The sequence below is a fragment of the Spirillospora sp. CA-294931 genome, from assembly GCF_050946795.1.
Classification (GTDB): Bacteria; Actinomycetota; Actinomycetes; order Streptosporangiales; family Streptosporangiaceae; genus Spirillospora.
In genome coordinates, this window is the sequence record NZ_CP192006.1 from 5,328,834 (window position 1) to 5,346,775 (window position 17,942).

Sequence of the window (17,942 nt, forward strand, 5' to 3'; positions counted from 1 at the left end):
CATAACCTTGACCTCTGTGAGCACACCTAACGTCTCGGGGGAGCTGGACGCCTGGCGCGCCCTCCCCGCGTTGCAGCAACCCGAGTGGGACGACCCGGCCGAGGTCGAGGCCGTCGCCGGCGCGCTCGCCAAGCAGCCCCCGCTGGTCTTCGCCGGTGAGTGCGACCAGCTCAAGGAGCGGCTGGCCGCCGTGGCCCTCGGTGAGGCGTTCGTCCTTCAGGGCGGCGACTGCGCCGAGACCTTCGACGGCTCGACGGCCGACGCGGTCCGCAACAAGCTCAAGACCCTCCTCCAGATGGCGGTCGTGCTCACCTACGCGGCCAGCGTCCCGGTGGTCAAGATCGGCCGGATGGCGGGGCAGTTCGCCAAGCCCCGCTCCAAGTCGATGGAGGCGCGCGACGGCCTTGAACTGCCCGCCTACCGGGGGGACGCGGTCAACGGTTTCGACTTCACCCCCGACTCGCGTCGGAACGATCCGTGGCGGCTGCTCCAGGCCTACCACTGCTCCGCGGTCACCCTGAACCTCTGCCGCGCCTTCACCAAGGGCGGCTACGCCGACCTGCGCCAGGTGCACGCCTGGAACCAGGACTTCGTGGCCAACAGCCCCGCCGGGCAGCGCTACGAGCGCCTGGCCGGGGAGATCGACCGCGCCCTGACCTTCATGAAGGCCTGCGGCGCCAACCCCGACGAGTTCCACGGCGTGGAGTTCTACTCCAGCCACGAGGCCCTCCTCCTCGAATACGAGCGGGCCCTGACCCGCACCGACAGCCGCAGCGGGCTCCCCTACGACGTCTCCGCCCACTTCTTGTGGCTGGGCGAGCGGACCCGCCAGCTGGACGGCGCCCACGTGGAGTTCCTGCGGCAGATCCGCAACCCGATCGGCGTGAAGCTCGGGCCCACCACGTCCGCCGACGACGCGCTGGCCCTGGTCGAGAAGCTCAACCCCGAGCACGAGCCCGGACGGCTGACCTTCATCACCCGTATGGGCGCCGGGAAGATCCGCGAGGCGCTGCCGCCGCTGATCGAGAAGGTCGAGCGCGGGGGCGCGCCGGTCGCCTGGATCTGCGACCCGATGCACGGCAACACCTTCGAGGCTCCCAGCGGGCACAAGACACGCCGCTTCGACGACGTCCTGGACGAGGTCACCGGCTTCTTCGAGGTCCACCGCGCCCTGGGCACCCACCCGGGCGGCATCCACATCGAGTTCACCGGCGACGACGTCACCGAGTGCGTGGGCGGCGGCCACGAGATCGTCGAGGGCGACCTCCACCAGCGGTACGAGACGGCCTGCGACCCCCGGCTCAACCGCGGTCAGTCCCTCGATCTGGCGTTCATGGTCGCCGAGCTCTACCGCCGCACGGTCTGATCCGGCGTCCGCTCGTCCTCCCGCACCCGGGAGGACGAGCGGCCACGGTCTCACTCGATGAGCTCCGCGATCGACCTGCGGCGTCCGGTGTAGAAGGGCACCTCCTCGCGGACGTGCCGCCGCGCCCCCGACGCGCGCAGGTCACGCATCAGATCGACGATGCGGTGCAGGTCGTCGGACTCGAAGGCGAGCATCCACTCGTAGTCGCCGAGCGCGAAGCTGGGCACGGTGTTGGCGCGCACGTCGGGGTATCCGCGTCCCATGCGGCCGTGCTCGGCCAGGAGCGCGCGGCGTTCCTCGTCCGGCAGCAGGTACCACTCGTAGGACCGGACGAACGGGTACACGCACACCCACGCGCGGGCGGCCTCGTCGGCGAGGAACGCGGGGATGTGGCTCTTGTTGAACTCGGCGGGACGGTGCACGGCCAGCTGCGACCATACGGGGCCGAGCCGCTGGCCGAGGCTAGTCCGGCGGAAGGCCCGGTAGGCGTCCTGGAGCATGTCGGCCGAGGGTGCGTGGGTCCAGAGCATCAGGTCGGCGTCCGCCCGCAGGCCGGACACGTCGTAGGTCCCCCGAATGACGACGTCCCGCGCGGTGAGTTCCTTGAACAGCGCGGTCACCTCGGCGGCGACGCCGTCGCGCTCCTCGGGCCGGACGGGCAGCAGGGACTTGAACACCGACCACATGGTGTAGCGGGTCGTGTCGTTGAGCTCGCGGATGCGGGCGGCGTTGGTCTCGGACATGGGAAACACTCCTCGTCAGCGCGGTCTCGGTGGAGGCGCCGGAGGGCGAGGACGCCCCCGAAGCCGGGGATGAGGGCGAACAGCTTCACCGGGCGTCCGGCCCCGGGCAGCAGCAGCGTGCCGGCGATGGTGCCCAGGTAGGCGCCGCCGTGGACCGGGCCGGTCAGCGACGCGACCGCCTCCAGGTGGACGGTGAACAGGTTGCCGAGCAGGACGATCAGCGACACCGCCTCGACGGCGGCCACGACACGCAGGGCCTGGAGCGGGTTCACTCAGACCCCCGTGGTCGAGCCGGGACGCGTGATCATCAGAACCACCACGACCGCCCAGGTGAGCGCGAAGAGGCCGGAGGACATGCCGAGCCGGGCCACCACGCGCGCCATGGCGGGCGGAGGCGGGTCGTCGGCGTCCAGGGCTCGGATGACCGCCTCCTGCCCCGGCAGTACCCGCAGGAGCAGGATGAGCGCCGCCACGGCCGTGAGCGCCATCGAGACCAGGAGCCACGGCTCGGACAGGACGTCCATCTGGGCCCCGGTCGCCACGCCGAACGCCGGGACGGCCAGCCCCAGGACGGCGTAGACGCGGCTGATCCGGTACAGGACCCCCACCGCGGCGCGCGGTCCCGGGCCGCCCTCCAGGGCGGCGCGGGCGTAGCGCGGGAACATGCTCGCCGCGACCGTGACCGGCCCGATGAAGACGATCGAGGCCAGGATGTGGACCGACAGGAGGAACGCGGTCATCGCTCCCCCGGTGTCGCTGGTCGCGCGGCGCTTCTCGATCTGACGGGCAAGAAGTCCCCCTCTAGGCGTTAGGTGAGCTATTAGCTAGACTTTAAGCTACGCTTTCTACCCGACGCGAAGGACCCCCCCATCAGCGCGGAAAGGCCAGGTCAGTGGGAGAGAACGAGACCAAGCCGGGCCAGCTGGCCTCGTCGCCGGTGATGCAGCTGATCGGCGCGGGACGCAAGCTGCAGCAGCGTCTGGAGGGCGAGCTCGCCGAGCTCGGGCTGACCATGCGCCATCTCGGCGCCCTCGGGCACCTCTCGCGCCGTCCCGACCTGTCCTACAGCGACCTGGCCCGGCGCTCGGGCATCACGACCCCGAGCATGCTCGCCACCGTCCGCGCCCTGGAGAACCTCGGCGCCGTCAGCCGCGCCGACGCGGGCAAGGGCCACCCCGCCCGTCTGGAGATCACCGAAACCGGCCGCGAGCTCCTGGGGCAGGTCCGCGCCGTCGTCGCCCGCCTGGACGCCGAACTCACCGGGGACCTGCCGGACGACCAGCGCGAGACCCTCCAGTCCACCCTGCTCACGCTGATGAGACCGGGCCCCTGAGCCTGAGGCGGCTACCCCTTGAGCTGCTGAGCACGGGCTCCTGAGCCGACGGAAGTCCCGCGCCCAGAGGCTGATGCGGCTGCCCCCTGAGCTAATGGACGACCGCCCCCCGAAGGCTGATGCGGCTGGCCCCCTGAGCTGCTGAGAACGGGCCCCTGAGCCGATGGAAGACCGGCCCCTTGAGGCCGTTGAGACCGGCGCGCTGAGCTAGAGCGGCGAGGGCGACGGACGGATCGTCAGGGTGTTGACGTCCACCCCGGGAGGCTGGGTGAGGGCCCAGATGATCGCCCCGGCGATGTGCTCGGGCGTCATCATCGCGCGGTCCGGGGGGCCACCCCCGGCGTCGAAGAAGGCGGTCTCGGTGGCTCCAGGGTTGACCAGGGTCACGCCCACCCCGTCGCCGGTGACCAAGCGCCGGGTGTTCTCGGCCATGCCGGTCACGGCCCACTTGGTGGCCCCGTAGATGTTGCCGGGACTGTAGACGACCCCGGCAACGCTGCCGATGAGGACGATCCGTCCCCGGGTCTCCTTCAGCGCGGGAAGGGCGGCCCGGATCAGGAGCGCGGGCCCCAGGACGTTGGTCAGCACCATGTCGCGCCAGAGAGCGGGGTCGCCATCGGTGATGTCGTCGAAGGAGGCGAACCCGGCGTTGGCCACCACCGCGTCAAGGCACCCGAACGCCTCGACGGAGGCCGTCACGGCCGCTTGGACCGACTCGTAGTCGGCCGCGTCCCCGGCGATGGTCAGCAGCTCGGGCGGCGACCCCAGCTCCTCGGCGAAGCCGCGCAGCCGCGCCTCTCCACGCCCGGTGACGGTGACGCGATACCCCAGATTCAGGAGCCCGCGCGCGGTGGCGGCCCCGATCCCGCTACCGCCCCCGGTTATGAGCGCCACCGGCGTTTCTGACATGGCCCCTCGCTTCACGATCGCGTCCCGCCCATCCTAGGAGCCACCCACGACATCGCCCGCCCGCAGCACACCGAGCCTCGCACGGCACGAGGCGCGCTCGACCAGCTCGAGGCGCGCTCGGTCGTGACGAGGCGCGCTCGGTCGGCGCAAAGGCGTGCTCGGTCAGCACGAAGCGCGCTCGGTCGGCACCCGACGCGCTCGCGCGGCGCCAGGCGCGGCTCGTGCGGCGCGAGGCGTGCTCGTGCGGCACCCGACGCACTCGGTCGGCACGAGGCGTGCTCGGTCGGCGCAGGGCGTGCTCAGTCGGCACGAAGCGCGCTCGTGCGGCACGAGGCGTGCTCGGTCGGGACGGGGGGTCTCATTGACGTCGGCGGTGTCGGCCACGCCGACGCCGCCGGGATGGGCTCGGTCAGCGAGGTCGGCCGGCAGGGGGCGTGGTGGGGGTGCTCGGGGTCAGATGGTTACTTCGGCCCAGACGACCTTGCCGCCGGTGACGGGTTCGGCGCCCCAGGTGCTGGCGAAGCGGTCGACGATGAACAGGCCGCGGTGGGATTCGTCGAGGGGGCCGGGGACGGTGAGGCGCGGCAGTTGGGCGGCGCGGTCGCGGACCTCGACGCGGATTCGGCCGGTGCCGCGCTGGAGGCGGAGCTCCAGGGCGGTTCCGGCGTGCAGGACGGCGTTGGCGACCAGTTCGGCCACGATGGCCGTCACCAGTTCCTCGCGGTCCATGAGGGCCCAGGTGCGCATGGTGCGGGCGGCGAGGCGGCGCGCGTACTCGACCGCCTCGGTCTGGGGGGCGGCGCGGAGTGTGGTCTCGGTCATGGGATCAGTCACTCGAGTCCACGCGGTCTTGGCGGGTCATGTGCCTACGCCCTCCTCGGCCGAGCCGCCGATCAGGAACCGGTCGAGGCCCGTGGTCCGCAAAACGTTCTCTACGCGCCCGTAGGCGCCGGTGACGGTCAGGTTGGCGTTCTGGGCGCGGGCGTGCTTGTAGGCGCGCACCAGAACGTTCAGGCCCGAGGAGTCGCAGAAGTCGACGGCCGTGAGGTCGACCACGACCTCGCGCTCGCCGGCGTCGACCAGCTCGGTCAGTCGCACCCTCAGCTCGTCGGAGGAGTGCAGGTCGATCGAGCCGCGCGCGGCGACCGTCGCGCGACCCTCAAGTCGTGTCGTGTGCAAGGCAAGACCCACGCCACCCCACCTTACCGATTGTTGGGTCCATCATGACGCCCGGAGAACGATGAGGGCAACGTCGTCGCCCGAGGGCTCGGGACCGAAATCGCGGACCGCGCGCTGGATCCGCGCGGCCACGGCGCCGGCGCTGAGCCCGGTGCAGCCCGCCAGGAGGCGTTCGAGCCCGTGGCCGTCGCCGAGCAGGCGGGCTCCGGAGCGCCGCTCGGTGACGCCGTCGGTGACGCAAAGGAGCACCTGGCCCGACCGCAGCTCGACCGTGTCGGTATGGAAGTCGACGCCGTCGAAGACGCCCAGAAGCGGCTGCGGCGAGGCCACCTCCTTGACGGTTCCGTCCGGGTCGAGGACGAGCGGCGGCGGGTGCCCGGCGCTGGTGAGCCTGATCGTGACGCCGTCCCTGCGTGGCCGGGGCGTGATCTCGCCGTGCAGCAGGGTGAGCAGGCGGCCCCGCTCCCCCTCGCCGAGGATCAGCCGGTTCAGGCGGGTCAGAACGCCCGGAACGGACATGTCCTCGGCGGCGAGGATGCGCAGCGCGTGGCGGGCAAGCCCGGTGACGGCCGCGGCTTGGGGGCCGGTGCCGCAGACGTCCCCGATGGCGAAGCGCCAGCGGGCCGCCTGGCCGGACGCGTCCGAGCGCTCGAAGACGTCGTAGAAGTCGCCGCCGACCTCGCTGCCCTCCCCCGCGGGCTCGTAGACGACCGCGACCTCCAGGCCGGGGATCTCGGGGACGTCGGGGGGCAGCAGGCTGCGTTGCAGCGCGCTGCTCATCGCGGTCTGCTCGGAGTACAGGCGCGCGTTGTCGACGGCCAGCGCGGCGCGGCGGCCGAGCTCCTCGGCCAGCTCGATGGCGCTGCGCGGGAAGCGGTCGCCGGGCGGGCGGCCGATGACGATCGTGCCGATGCGGCGGCCGCGCGCGATCAGGGGGAAGCCGTAGGCCTGGTCGCCCGCGGTGACCTTGGCGGCGGCGCGCACCCGCTCGGGGGCGGTCGCCAGGCCGCTCCAGGGGCCGGGGGCGTCGACGGGCGGCTCGGACCCGGCGTTCTCCAGCAGGTCGCGCAGGCCGTCGGCGCGGTCCTCGTCGGCGTGCCAGACGTAGGCCAGGCGGGCGGCGCCGCCGTCGGCGACGGTGTAGACGGCGCACCAGGTGGCCAGGCGGGGCACGACGAGCTGGGCGACGAGCGCCATCGTGCGTTCCTGGTCGAGGGTTCCGGCCAGCAGGTCGCTGGCCTCGGCGACGAAGCTCAGCCAGCCGCGCCAGGACCGTTCCAGTTCGCCGACTCGTGCCTTCTCCAGCGAGAGCGACATCTCGTCGGCCACGCGTCCGAGCCGGGCGGCGGCCGCGCCGTCGAAGCGGTCGGGCGCCGAGGAGAGCGCGACGACCAGGCCGGTGAGGCGGCCCTGCGCCTCGATCGGGGCGGCGGCCAGGGAGCGGGCGTGCAGGGCGGCGGCGATGGGGTCGGAGGCGTCGGTGGCGAACCACGGGGAGCCGGAGCGCGCGTCGGGGCCGAGGTTGACCACCGAAAGCTCGCCCAGCGGCACTCCCCCGGGCAGCCCCTCGGACGCGCCGAGGACGAGGCGTCCGTCGCGTTCGGTCAGCAGGACGGCGGCGCCGTCGCTCTCCATGACCTCGCGGACGGTGGCGACGGCGTCGCCGAGGATCTCCTTGGCCTCCGCCGAGCGCAGCAGCCGGTCGCCCGCCCCGGGCAGGGCCGAGGTCATGGCGTCGTCGGCGGAACGCGCGGGCTCGGCGGGCAGGTCGTCGTCGCCGGGCTCGGCCCCGATGACCGCCTCGGCGAGGGGTGCCGTCCCGGTCTCCGCGCCGTTGCCGCCGCCGGGACCCGGGAGCCGGAACCACACGCCCTTGGTGCGGCGGTCGTAGGTGACGCCCCACGACAGGGCCAGGCGGGCGATGGACGGGAGACCGCGCCCGCTGGAGGCGTTGATGCCGGGCATGGAGATGGTGCGGGTCGGGTGCAGGTCGCGGACCTCGACCTGGATCTCACCGTCGCCCAGGCGGCAGGCGACCTCGAAGGAGGTGCCGGCGTAGGTGACGGCGTTGGTGGCCAGCTCGCTGGTGGCCAGCACGGCGTCGTCGGCGGACTCCTCGACGCCCCAGTCGGTCAGGACGCGCCGGACGAACCGCCGTGCGTCCGCGACCGAGCCCGCGGCGGACGGGAAGGTGGCCGACACCGTCTGCCGTTCCAACAGTGGTTCCTCACTTGAAGCGCTTGAAGCGTCGGGCCGTGGGTCTGGCCTATCGTGGCAGACCGGCCGGTAACTCGGCCAGGCGGACGCTCCGTCCGCCGCTGTGTCTGACTCCAGGCTCCGCCCGTCTCCGGGCCCAGTTCGTCTCCAAACTCAGCCCGTCACGACCTCAACAGACCGTAACACGGAGACTACAAGCCTATGCCGGACCTTATCGCCGACCCAGGGCCGCCGCCCCTGTCGTCCGGCGACGTAGAGTACTGATGCGGCCCAGGGAAAGGTGTCCGTGAGTCCCGGGTACCCCACATCGCGGGCCAGGAGGATGAAGAAGCATGCCCCGTACCGCATCCCGCTCCCGTCACAACGGAGGTTCGCCTCGTGACACGACGCCTCGGTACAGCGACGCCGATCTCGAACCTCTGCTGAGGGCCCTGGCGGCGGTCCGCGACGGCAAGACCAAGACCGAGCTGGACGTGCCCGGCGAGGGCGCGGTGGCCGAGGCCGCCGCGATCCTTGAGGAGATACGCGAGAACAGCGACGAGCTCGCGTCGGGGCTGAGCCGCGTCCGGCGGGAGATCGGCCGCGAGGGGCAGCTTCAGGGACGGCTGCGGCCCGGCGCGCTGCGGGGCAGCTGGGCGACGTCGGTCGAGGACGCCAACGCGATCATCGACAAGCTGACCGACCTCTCGACCGGGATGCACCAGGTCGTGGCCGCGGTCGCGGCGGGCGACCTGAGCCAGCGGGTCGAGCTGCGGGTGCGCGGCAGGCCCATGCGGGGCGAGCTGCTGCGGATGGCCAAGTCGGTGAACTCCATGGTCGAGCTGCTCGACCAGTTCACCTGGGAGGTCACCCAGTTCGCCCGGGAGGTCGGCACCGAGGGGCGCCTGGGCGGCCAGGCGTCCGGCCGGGGCATGACGGGCCGGTGGCGCGACGTGACCGCGGCGGTGAACGCGATGGCGGGACGCCTCACCTCGCAGGTCCGCGACATCGCCGAGGTGACCACGGCGGTCGCCAAGGGCGACCTGACACGCAAGGTGACGGTCGAGGCGACCGGCGAGCTCCAGGAGCTCAAGCTCACCGTGAACACGATGGTCGACCAGCTGTCGGCGTTCGCGGGCGAGGTGACGCGTGTCGCCCGCGAGGTGGGCACCGAGGGGCAGCTGGGCGGGCAGGCCAACGTCCGGGGCGTCAGCGGGGTCTGGAAGGACCTGACCGACAACGTCAACGCGATGGCCAACAACCTGACCTACCAGGTCCGCAACATCGCCCAGGTGACCACGGCGGTGGCGGGCGGCGACCTGGGCAAGAAGATCACGGTGGACGCGCAGGGCGAGATCCTGCAGCTGAAGCTGACCGTGAACCAGATGGTCGACACCCTCTCGGCGTTCGCCGACGAGGTCACCCGCGTCGCCCGCGAGGTCGGCACCGAGGGCATCCTCGGCGGCCAGGCCCGGGTGCCCGGGGTGAGCGGGGTCTGGAAGGACCTCACCAACAACGTGAACGGCATGGCGTCCAACCTGACCTACCAGGTCCGCAACATCGCGCAGGTCACCACCGCGGTCGCGGGCGGCGACCTCACCAAGAAGATCACGGTGGACGCGCAGGGCGAGATCCTCCAGGTCAAGGACACCGTGAACACGATGGTCGACACGCTGTCGGCGTTCGCCGACGAGGTCACCCGCGTGGCCCGGGAGGTGGGCACCGAGGGGCGGCTGGGCGGCCAGGCGCGGGTTCCGGGCGTGAGCGGGGTGTGGCGCGACCTCACCGAGAACGTGAACTCGATGGCCAACAACCTCACCACGCAGGTGCGGGGCATCGCGCAGGTCACCACGGCCGTCGCGCAGGGCGACCTGGGCAAGAAGATCACCGTGGACGCGCAGGGCGAGATCCTCCAGCTCAAGGACACCATCAACACGATGGTCGACACGCTGTCGGCGTTCGCCAACGAGGTCACCCGCGTCGCCCGCGAGGTCGGCACCGAGGGGCGCCTCGGCGGCCAGGCGATCGTGCCGGGCGCGGGCGGCATGTGGAAGGACCTCACCGACAACGTCAACGGCATGGCGTCCAACCTGACCTACCAGGTCCGCAACATCGCGCAGGTGGCGACCGCGGTCGCGCACGGCGACCTGACCCGGCGCATCGACGTCGACGCCCAGGGCGAGATCCTCGAGGTGAAGACCACGCTGAACACGATGGTCGACACGCTGTCGTCGTTCGCGTCCGAGGTCACCCGTGTGGCCCGCGAGGTGGGCACCGAAGGGCGCCTGGGCGGGCAGGCCGAGGTCGAGGGCGTGTTCGGCACCTGGAAGCGCCTGACCGAGAGCGTGAACGAGCTGGCGGGCAACCTGACCACCCAGGTCCGCGCGATCGGCGCGGTGGCCAGCGCGGTCGCCACCGGCGACCTGACTCGTTCGATCACCGTCGAGGCGCGCGGCGAGGTCGCCGAGCTGAAGGACAACGTCAACCTGATGGTCGCCACGCTCCGCGAGACGACCCTGGCCAACGAGGAACAGGACTGGCTCAAGAGCAACCTGGCGCGCATCGGCGGTCTCATGCAGGGCCACCGCGACCTCATGCAGGTCGCCGACCTGATCATGAGCGAGCTGACGCCGACGGCCAGCGCGCAGTACGGGGCGTTCTACCTGGCCGAGCCGGTCGGCGGCGAGAGCCCGGGCGAGGAGACCGAGCTGGCGCTGATCGCCAGCTACGGGCTGAAGAAGAACCGCGGCCGGTCGTTGCGGTTCGGCCTGGGCGAGGGCCTGGTCGGGCAGGCCGCGCTCGAGCGGCGCACGCTGCTGATCACCGACGCGCCCGGCGACTACATCAAGATCGGGTCGGGGCTCGGGGAGTCGTCCCCGGTCAACATCATCGTGATGCCGATCGTGTTCGAGGACACCGTGCTCGGCGCGATCGAGCTGGCGTCCTTCGGCCGGTTCACCGACGTGCACCTGGCGTTCTTCAGCCAGCTGATCGAGACCATCGGGGTCACGCTCAACGCGATCAGCGCCAACTCGCGCACCGAGGCGCTGCTGACCGAGTCGCAGCGGCTGGCCAAGGAGCTCCAGGAGCGCTCGGACGAGCTGCAGCGCCAGCAGGGCGAGCTGCGCAACTCCAACACCGAGCTGGAGGAGAAGGCGGCGCTGCTGGCCCAGCAGAACCGCGCGATCGAGATCCAGAACTTCCAGATCGAGCAGGCCCGCCGGACGCTGGAGGAGCGCGCCGAGCAGCTGGCGATCTCCTCACGGTACAAGTCCGAGTTCCTGGCGAACATGTCGCACGAGCTGCGCACGCCGCTCAACAGCCTGCTGGTGCTGGCCAAGCTGCTGTCGGAGAACCCGGGCGGCAACCTCACCGACAAGCAGGTCGAGTTCGCCCGCACGATCCACGACTCGGGCACCGACCTGCACGAGCTGATCAACGACATCCTCGACCTGGCCAAGGTCGAGGCCGGGAAGATGGAGCTGCACCCGCAGCGGCTCGCGGTGTCGGGGCTGGTCGACTATGTCGCGGCGACGTTCCGTCCGCTGGCGGTCGACAAGGGCCTGGGGTTCGGCGTGGACGTCGCGCCGGACGTCCCCGGGACGCTCAACACCGACGAGCAGCGGCTGCAGCAGGTGCTGCGCAACCTGCTGTCGAACGCGGTGAAGTTCACCGCCGAAGGTGAGGTGCGGCTGCGCATCGAGCGCGCGGGCGACATCACCTTCACGCTGCCCGCGCTCTGGAACACCCCCGACGTGATCGCCTTCCGGGTCATCGACACCGGCATCGGCATCAGCGCCGACAAGCTCCAGGTCATCTTCGAGGCGTTCCAGCAGGCCGACGGCACCACCAGCCGCCGCTACGGCGGCACCGGGCTGGGCCTGTCGATCAGCCGGAACATCGCCCGGCTGCTGGGCGGGGAGATCCAGGCCGAGAGCCAGCCGGGCCAGGGCAGCGTGTTCACGCTCTACCTGCCCGCCCAGTACACCGAGCCCGACGGCAAGCGCCGCGGCACCGTCCTGCCGGCCGAGCCGGACGCCGCGATCGCCCCGCCCGCCTCGTCGTCGGCCCCGATACAGCCCGCCATGCCGCGCAAGCGTCCCGCGGGCTCGGCCGAACGCGGCGGCGAGGGCGAGCCCGCCATGGCCGGGCTGCTGGACGAGCCGCCGGCCGACTTCCTCGACACGGTGCTCTCGGGCCGCAAGGTCCTGATCGTCGACGACGACGTCCGCAACGTCTTCGCGCTCACCAGCGTGCTGGAGGGCTACGGGATGGAGGTGCTGTACGCCGAGGACGGCCACGCCGGGATCGAGGTGCTGCACCGCAACCCGGACGTCGCCCTGGTACTCATGGACATCATGATGCCCGGACTGGACGGCTACGCCACCACGGCGGCCATCCGGGAGATGCCCCAGTTCGCGGAGTTGCCGATCATCGTGATCACGGCCAAGGTCATGAAGGGCGATCGGGAGAAGAGCCTGGCGGCCGGGGCGTCGGACTACGTGGCCAAGCCGGTGGACGTCGACCGGCTCCTGGACGTGATGCGGACCTGGCTGCAGCCTTCCAACGCCCGCTAGGCGTCCAGGAATCGGGGGCGCCGCTCGGCGCACCCCGCAGGAGGAGCGCGGGCTCGGCGCCGTCGGCGGCCGGTGCCGAGCCGGGAGAGGATCGGAGAGACCACGCGTGGACGACAAGGCGAAGATCCTGCTCGTGGACGACCGCGAGGAGAACCTCATCGCGCTCGAGGCCATCCTCAGCTCGCTCGACCAGGACCTGGTCCGGGCCCGATCCGGTGAGGAGGCGCTGAAGGCGCTGCTCACCGACGAGTACGCGGTCATCCTGCTGGACGTCGTCATGCCCGGCATGGACGGCTTCGAGACCGCCCGCGACATCAAGCGGCGCCGCAAGACCCGCGACCTGCCGATCATCTTCCTGACCGCGGTGAACAGCGACCCCGACTACGCCTTCCGCGGCTACGCGGCGGGCGCGGTCGACTTCATCTCCAAGCCGTTCGACCCGTGGGTCCTGCGCGCGAAGGTCTCGGTGTTCGTCGAGCTGCACAACAAGAACAAGCAACTGCGCGACCAGACGGGCCTCCTGCGCGAACAGGCCGCGCTCCTGCGCGAACAGGCCGCACTGCTCCAGGCCAAACCCAACCCCGGCCAGAACGCCCCCGGCGCGGGCACCGAGGTCATGGCCCGCCTGGCCTCCGTCGAGGAGCAGCTGGAGGAACTGGGCAAGCACGTCCCGTCCGACCTGCGCACCGACTTCGACGAACTGGAACGCCGCGCCGCCCAACTCCGCAGCGCCCTGACCCCCACCACCCCTCCAGACGGCGACGCCACCCCCTAACCACCACCACAAGCACAGAGTCCCGCCCACCCGACACGGTCGAGAGCGCGGTGTCGCCACGGCCGACGCGCATGAGAGCCGGGACCGCCGCAAGACCAGGCACGACCGCCCAACCCGATGGGAAGCGGAGCGCTGCCGCAAAGACAGGCGGAGCTGGCCGGGCGGTGTGGTTGGGAGCAGGATGTCGCCGTGGGGGGAGGGGTGGCTGGCTGGGTGGTGCGGTTGGGGGTGGGGTGAGGCGGGGACGGGCCGGGCGATGAACACCGGCGCGTTGTTCGTGACGGGAGCGGGCACGGGCGTCCTGGCGGGCGCGACGTCGTGCGCCGTCGTCCAGGTCGGTCTGCTCGCCTCGGCGGTGCGAGGGGCCGGGTGTTCGGTCCGGCCGGTGGCGGGGTTCCTGGCGGGCAAGCTGGTGGTGCACACCGTGCTCGGCGCGTTGCTCGGGCTCGTCGGGGGCGTGCTGCGACCGGGGCCGCAGGCGCGAGGGTTGATGCTGGCCGTGGCGGGGGTCGCGCTGGCGCTCTTCGCCCTGGATCTCCTGGGGCTGCGGCTACTCCCCCGTCGTTCGCGTTGCGAGCGGGACGAGCCGTCCCGGGGGACGCCGGTGCTGCTCGGGGCGGCGACGGTGTTCGTCCCGTGCGCGCTGACGCTGACGGCGGAGTTCCTGGCCGTGACATCGCGCTCGCCACTCGGGGGCGCCGTGGTCATGGCCGGGTTCGTTCTCGGCACCGCGCCGGTCTTCGGGGTCGTCGGTATGACGGTGGGACGGGCCCTGACGCGGGGGCGGCTGACCTCGCTCGTCGGCGTCGCGCTCGTGGCGGTCGCGGCGTGGACGCTGATGTCGGGGCTGCGCCTGGGCGGCTGGCTGCCCGGCGGCGACGCGGGCACGGCCGCCGCCGACGCCCGGTTCGTCCGCACCGAGCCCGACGGGACGCAGGTCGTCACCCTCTGGGCCCTGGACGAGGGCTACCGTCCGGCGCTGCTCACGGCGCGGGCAGGGGTACGGACCGTCCTGGAGGTCCGGACGGAGAACACGCGAGGCCACACCAGGGCGTTCAGCGTCCCGGGCAGGGGCCTGGACGCCGTGCTGCCCGCCACCGGCGCCACGCGCCTGGATCTCGGGACTCCCGGGAAGGGCCGGATGCGCTTCCTGTGCGCGTCCGGCCACTTCCCCGGGGCGATCACGTTCCGGTGAGCTTGGCGCGCGCGGCGGCGATGCGGGCGAGGGTGCGCTCGCGTCCCAGGATCTCCAGGGACTCGAACAGCGGCAGCCCCACCGTGCGGCCGGTGACCGCGACGCGGACGGGCGCCTGGGTCTTGCCGAGCTTGAGGCCGCGCTCGGCGCCGACCCGCTCGAGGCGGTTCTTGAGCTCCTCGGTCTCCCAGGGGGCGTCGCGGTAGGCCTCCTCGGCGGCGGCGAGGATGTCGGCGGCCGGCTCCTTCATCGCCTTGTTCCAGGACTGCTCGTCGAGCGGCGGCTCGGGAAGGAACGCGAAGTCGACCATCGCGGTGATCTCCGACAGCAGCGCCACGCGGGTCTGCGCCAGCGGCGCGAGCTGGTCGAACACCGCCGGGTCGACCTCGAACGGCGCGGCGTCGAGGAACGGCAGGCAGGCCGCGGTGAAGTCGAGCGCCGACAGCGCGCGGACGTACTCGCCGTTGATCGCCCGCAGCTTCTTGACGTCGAAGAACGCGGGCGAGGTGTTGACGTCCTCGATGCGGAACTCGGCGACCATGACCTCCCAGGGGACGATCTCGCGGTCGTCGGACGGCGCCCAGCCCAGCAGCATCAGGTAGTTGCGCATGGCCTCGGCGAGGTAGCCCTCGTCGCGGTAGTCCTCCAGCGCGACCTTGTCGCGGCGCTTGGACAGCTTCTGGCGCTTCTCGTTCACGATCACCGGAACGTGCGCCCATACGGGAGGCTCGCCTCCGAGCGCCTCCCACAGCAGCTGCTGCTTGGGCGCGTTGGACAGGTGCTCCTCGCCGCGGACGACGTGGGTGATGTTCTGGCTCATGTCATCGACCGCGTTGGCCAGCAGGAACGTCACCGACCCGTCGGCGCGCGCGATGACGAAGTCTTCCAGGACCGCGTTCTCGAACACCGGCTTGCCGCGCAGGAGGTCGACGACCGTGGTCTGACCCTCGTCCGGCGTCCGGAACCTGAGCGCGCGCTTGTCGCCCGGCTCCAGCCCCCGGTCGCGGCAGAACCCGTCGTAGCCCTTGTGCTGGTCGCCCGTGCGCGCGGTGACGTCGTCGCGCGAGCAGTCGCAGTAGTACGCGCGCCCCTGCTCGCGCAGCGTCGTGGCGGCCGCCGCGTGCTTGTCGGCGTTGGCCGACTGGAAGTAGGGGCCCTCGTACTCGCCGCCGTCCATCCCGAGCCAGGCCAGGGCGCGGATGATGCCCTCGGTCCATTCGGGGCTGTTGCGCGAGGTGTCGGTGTCTTCGATCCGCAGCACGAGCGTCCCGCCCGACTGCTTGGCCATCGCCCAGTTGAACAGGGCCGACCTGGCCCCGCCGACATGGAACATCCCGGTCGGGGACGGCGCGAAACGAACACGGATCGAAGAGGTGGAAGACATACCCCCAGCCTAGAGCGCCTCGCCCCCACCTCGCGCCGTGATCACGCCGCCCCCGGCGAGTCAGGCGGGCTTCCAGCGGGGGTCTCGGCCCGAGAGACCCAGGAGGCGGTCGAGAAGGGGCGCCGTGTCCGGGACGGGGACTTCGGGGCCGAACGCGTCGTACTGGCGGCCCATCTCCGCCGTCGGGACGAGCTGGTCGTAGGCGGCCTGGACGATCTCCCCGGGGAAGGCCGCGGGCTGACCGGTGGCCACGGCCAGGTCCCAGCCGTGCAGGACGCACTCGCCCAGCAGCATCCCGCCGATCATGGGGGCGGGCATGCCGGGCTGGGCGCCGCTGAGGCTGGTCTGGCCCTCCCAGGCGGCGGCCTCGGACCATGCCTCGGCGGACTTGCGGACCTGGACGGCGTACAGCTCGGCCCAGTCGCCCTCGGCGGTGAAGTCGTGGTCCTCGCCGGGGCCGGGCGGCGGCTGCTGCTTGTGGGCGGCGGTCGCGCCGCGGGCGCTCCAGTAGATCAGGTGGTTGACGACGTCGCGCACGGACCAGTCGGGGCACGGGGTCGGCGCGTCCAGGCGGTCGGTCGGGACGTCCCGGACGATGCGCGCGGCCGCCTCCGCGGCGGGCACCATGAGGCTCCGCGTTTCCATGGTTCTCCTTCGAACAGGGCTCTGAACAGGGATTCCACGGTAGAGCCGGCAGGGCGGGGTGTCTTGAAGAAACGCGACGCTAACCTTGGGGCCATGGGCCGGGTCCTGTCCGCGAGCACGCGCGGCATCCTGCACGCGCGGACGGCACGCGAGCGGTTCCAGGTGATCAAGTTCGCGCCCTGCGCGGCACTGGCCCCGTTCGTCGACTTCTTCTGGGTCCTGACGTGGGACCTGCGGGGTGAGCCCCCGCACCGGCAGCGGGTCCTGACGCGGCCGAGCGTGCACATGACGTTCACCAGCTACCTGACCAGCGGCGCGAAGCGCGCGCGGATCGTGGGTGTGGTCCGTGACGAGTTCGTCGAGGAGATCGCCGACGAGGGCCGCGTCGTCGGGGCGGGGTTCCGTCCGGGCGGGTTCCGGCCGTTCCTCGGACGGCCGGTGGCCTCGATCACCGGGCGCTTCCTGGCCGTGGACGCGGTGTTCGGCGAGGCCGGACGGGCCTTGGGCGAGCAGGTGTTCGCGACACCCGGGGCCGAGGACGCGGTCGCGGTGCTGGAGGCGTTCCTGACCGGGCGGGAACCCGAGGCCGATCCGCGGGCCGAAACGGCGGCGCGCATCGTCGCGGGCATCGGCGAGGGCGTCGGCCGGGTGGGAGAACTCGCCGCGTCGCTGGGCATGAGCGAGCGGGGCGTGCAGCGCCTCTTCCGCGAATACGTTGGGGTCGGGCCCAAATGGGTGATCCGCCGGTTCCGGATGCTGGAGGCCGCCGAGCGCGCGGCGGACGGCACCGAAATCGACTGGGCGGCGCTGGCGGCCGAGCTCGGATATTCCGACCAGGCCCATTTCACGCGCGACTTCACCGCCTCCGTGGGCACCTCCCCCGCCCGATACGCGCGGGACGCCTGAGAAGATCTCCCGGTGAGCACCCTTTTCGAGAGCCTGCGCGCGTTCCGCGAGGTCGCGTCCGAGCGGCTGTCGGCCTTCGCGCACGCGACCGTCCCCGACGCCCCCGGGACGCGCCGGGCCGGAGTGGTGCTGTGCGTCCTGGAGGACGAGGGCGTGCCCTCGGTCGTCCTCATCAAGCGGGCCTACAAGGGCCGCAACGCGGGCCAGTGGGGCCTGCCCGGCGGCCGCGTCGACGAGGGCGAGACGCCCGAGCGGGCCGCCCTGCGCGAGCTGCACGAGGAACTCGGTCTGGAGGTCGACCCCGCCGACCTGCTCGGACGGCTGGACGACTTCCCGGCCTCGTCCGGCTTCACGATCACCCCGGTCGTGGTGGCGGTGGACGAGCCGGGCGAGCTGCGTCCCAGCCCGGACGAGGTGCACTCCGTCCACCGAGTGACGCTGGCCAGGCTGGCCGACGACGGGACACCCCGCTGGGTGCCGCAGCTCGACGGCGGGCGGCTGCTCCAGATGCGGCTCGGGCCCGGCTGGGTGGTGCACCCGCCGACGGGCGCGATGCTGTGGCAGTTCCGCGAGGTCGTCCTGCTGGGCCGGGACGCGCGCGTCGCCGACTTCGTCCAGCCCGACTGGACCCGCCGGTAACTTCCGGCGCGAATTTTCGCCCTTCCTTTCCGCAGGTCACGCCCCATACATGATCATGCCCTTAATCAAACCGACATTTACGGTTTATCAACCTA

The 17,942-nt window shown here is 71.9% G+C and carries 15 protein-coding genes; 7 read left to right on the forward strand and 8 right to left on the reverse strand.

Going from position 1 to position 17,942, the window contains the following annotated elements; all coding sequences use genetic code 11:
* The first annotated feature begins 16 nt into the window (after positions 1–16).
* Positions 17–1,366, forward strand: coding sequence for a class II 3-deoxy-7-phosphoheptulonate synthase (locus tag ACQPY4_RS24030; RefSeq protein WP_433324234.1), 1,350 nt, complete (start codon positions 17–19; stop codon positions 1,364–1,366).
* Between the two features lie 50 nt (positions 1,367–1,416).
* Here ACQPY4_RS24030 and hemQ read toward each other — a convergent pair whose 3' ends face one another.
* Together hemQ and ACQPY4_RS24040 are read right to left on the reverse strand one after the other, a co-directional pair.
* Complete coding sequence (gene hemQ / locus ACQPY4_RS24035) at positions 1,417–2,109, reverse strand: hydrogen peroxide-dependent heme synthase (protein WP_433324236.1); 693 nt, start codon at positions 2,107–2,109, stop codon at positions 1,417–1,419.
* A gap of 272 nt (positions 2,110–2,381) precedes the next feature.
* Positions 2,382–2,849 (reverse strand): DUF2269 family protein, encoded by a 468-nt coding sequence (locus ACQPY4_RS24040; RefSeq protein ID WP_433324238.1) that lies wholly within the window; start codon positions 2,847–2,849, stop codon positions 2,382–2,384.
* Between the two features lie 152 nt (positions 2,850–3,001).
* Between ACQPY4_RS24040 and ACQPY4_RS24045 the strand changes: the two genes are divergently transcribed.
* Entirely contained in the window at positions 3,002–3,442 is a 441-nt protein-coding gene (locus ACQPY4_RS24045; protein WP_433324240.1) for a MarR family winged helix-turn-helix transcriptional regulator, read from the forward strand.
* 207 nt (positions 3,443–3,649) lie between these two features.
* Here the strand turns inward: ACQPY4_RS24045 and ACQPY4_RS24050 are convergent, their stop codons facing one another.
* From ACQPY4_RS24050 to ACQPY4_RS24065, 4 genes are all read right to left on the reverse strand, one after another.
* Positions 3,650–4,351, reverse strand: coding sequence for an SDR family oxidoreductase (locus ACQPY4_RS24050; protein WP_433324242.1), 702 nt, complete (start codon positions 4,349–4,351; stop codon positions 3,650–3,652).
* A gap of 453 nt (positions 4,352–4,804) precedes the next feature.
* Positions 4,805–5,173, reverse strand: coding sequence for an ATP-binding protein (locus tag ACQPY4_RS24055; protein WP_433324244.1), 369 nt, complete (start codon positions 5,171–5,173; stop codon positions 4,805–4,807).
* Positions 5,174–5,209: 36 nt separating this feature from the next.
* A complete protein-coding gene (locus ACQPY4_RS24060; protein ID WP_433324246.1) occupies positions 5,210–5,542 on the reverse strand; it encodes an STAS domain-containing protein in 333 nt (110 codons plus the stop codon).
* A 30-nt stretch (positions 5,543–5,572) separates the two neighbouring features.
* The gene (locus ACQPY4_RS24065) at positions 5,573–7,747 is read right to left on the reverse strand and encodes a SpoIIE family protein phosphatase (protein WP_433324248.1); all 2,175 of its coding nucleotides are present in this window, start codon (positions 7,745–7,747) and stop codon (positions 5,573–5,575) included.
* 332 nt (positions 7,748–8,079) lie between these two features.
* On the opposite strand from ACQPY4_RS24065, the gene ACQPY4_RS24070 reads away from it, so the two are divergent.
* From ACQPY4_RS24070 to ACQPY4_RS24080, 3 genes are all read left to right on the forward strand, one after another.
* Entirely contained in the window at positions 8,080–12,303 is a 4,224-nt protein-coding gene (locus ACQPY4_RS24070; RefSeq protein WP_433324250.1) for a HAMP domain-containing protein, read from the forward strand.
* A gap of 106 nt (positions 12,304–12,409) precedes the next feature.
* On the forward strand, positions 12,410–13,078 hold the full coding sequence (locus ACQPY4_RS24075) for a response regulator (protein WP_433324252.1): 669 nt from the start codon (positions 12,410–12,412) through the stop codon (positions 13,076–13,078).
* Between the two features lie 256 nt (positions 13,079–13,334).
* Positions 13,335–14,273, forward strand: a complete 939-nt coding sequence (locus ACQPY4_RS24080; RefSeq protein WP_433324254.1) for an urease accessory protein UreH domain-containing protein — start codon at positions 13,335–13,337, stop codon at positions 14,271–14,273.
* Here ACQPY4_RS24080 and gltX read toward each other — a convergent pair.
* Together gltX and ACQPY4_RS24090 are read right to left on the reverse strand one after the other, a co-directional pair.
* Positions 14,260–15,606 (reverse strand): glutamate--tRNA ligase, encoded by a 1,347-nt coding sequence (gene gltX, locus ACQPY4_RS24085; RefSeq protein WP_433338996.1) that lies wholly within the window; start codon positions 15,604–15,606, stop codon positions 14,260–14,262. The genes ACQPY4_RS24080 and gltX overlap by 14 nt on opposite strands.
* Positions 15,607–15,717: 111 nt before the next feature.
* Positions 15,718–16,302: a TIGR03086 family metal-binding protein gene (locus tag ACQPY4_RS24090; RefSeq protein ID WP_433324256.1), complete on the reverse strand. Its 585-nt coding sequence runs from the start codon at positions 16,300–16,302 to the stop codon at positions 15,718–15,720.
* Positions 16,303–16,395: 93 nt separating this feature from the next.
* Between ACQPY4_RS24090 and ACQPY4_RS24095 the strand changes: the two genes are divergently transcribed.
* Positions 16,396–17,208, forward strand: a complete 813-nt coding sequence (locus tag ACQPY4_RS24095) for an AraC family transcriptional regulator (protein WP_433324258.1) — start codon at positions 16,396–16,398, stop codon at positions 17,206–17,208.
* Between the two features lie 12 nt (positions 17,209–17,220).
* A complete protein-coding gene (locus tag ACQPY4_RS24100; protein WP_433324260.1) occupies positions 17,221–17,847 on the forward strand; it encodes an NUDIX hydrolase in 627 nt (208 codons plus the stop codon).
* Positions 17,848–17,942 lie beyond the last annotated feature (95 nt).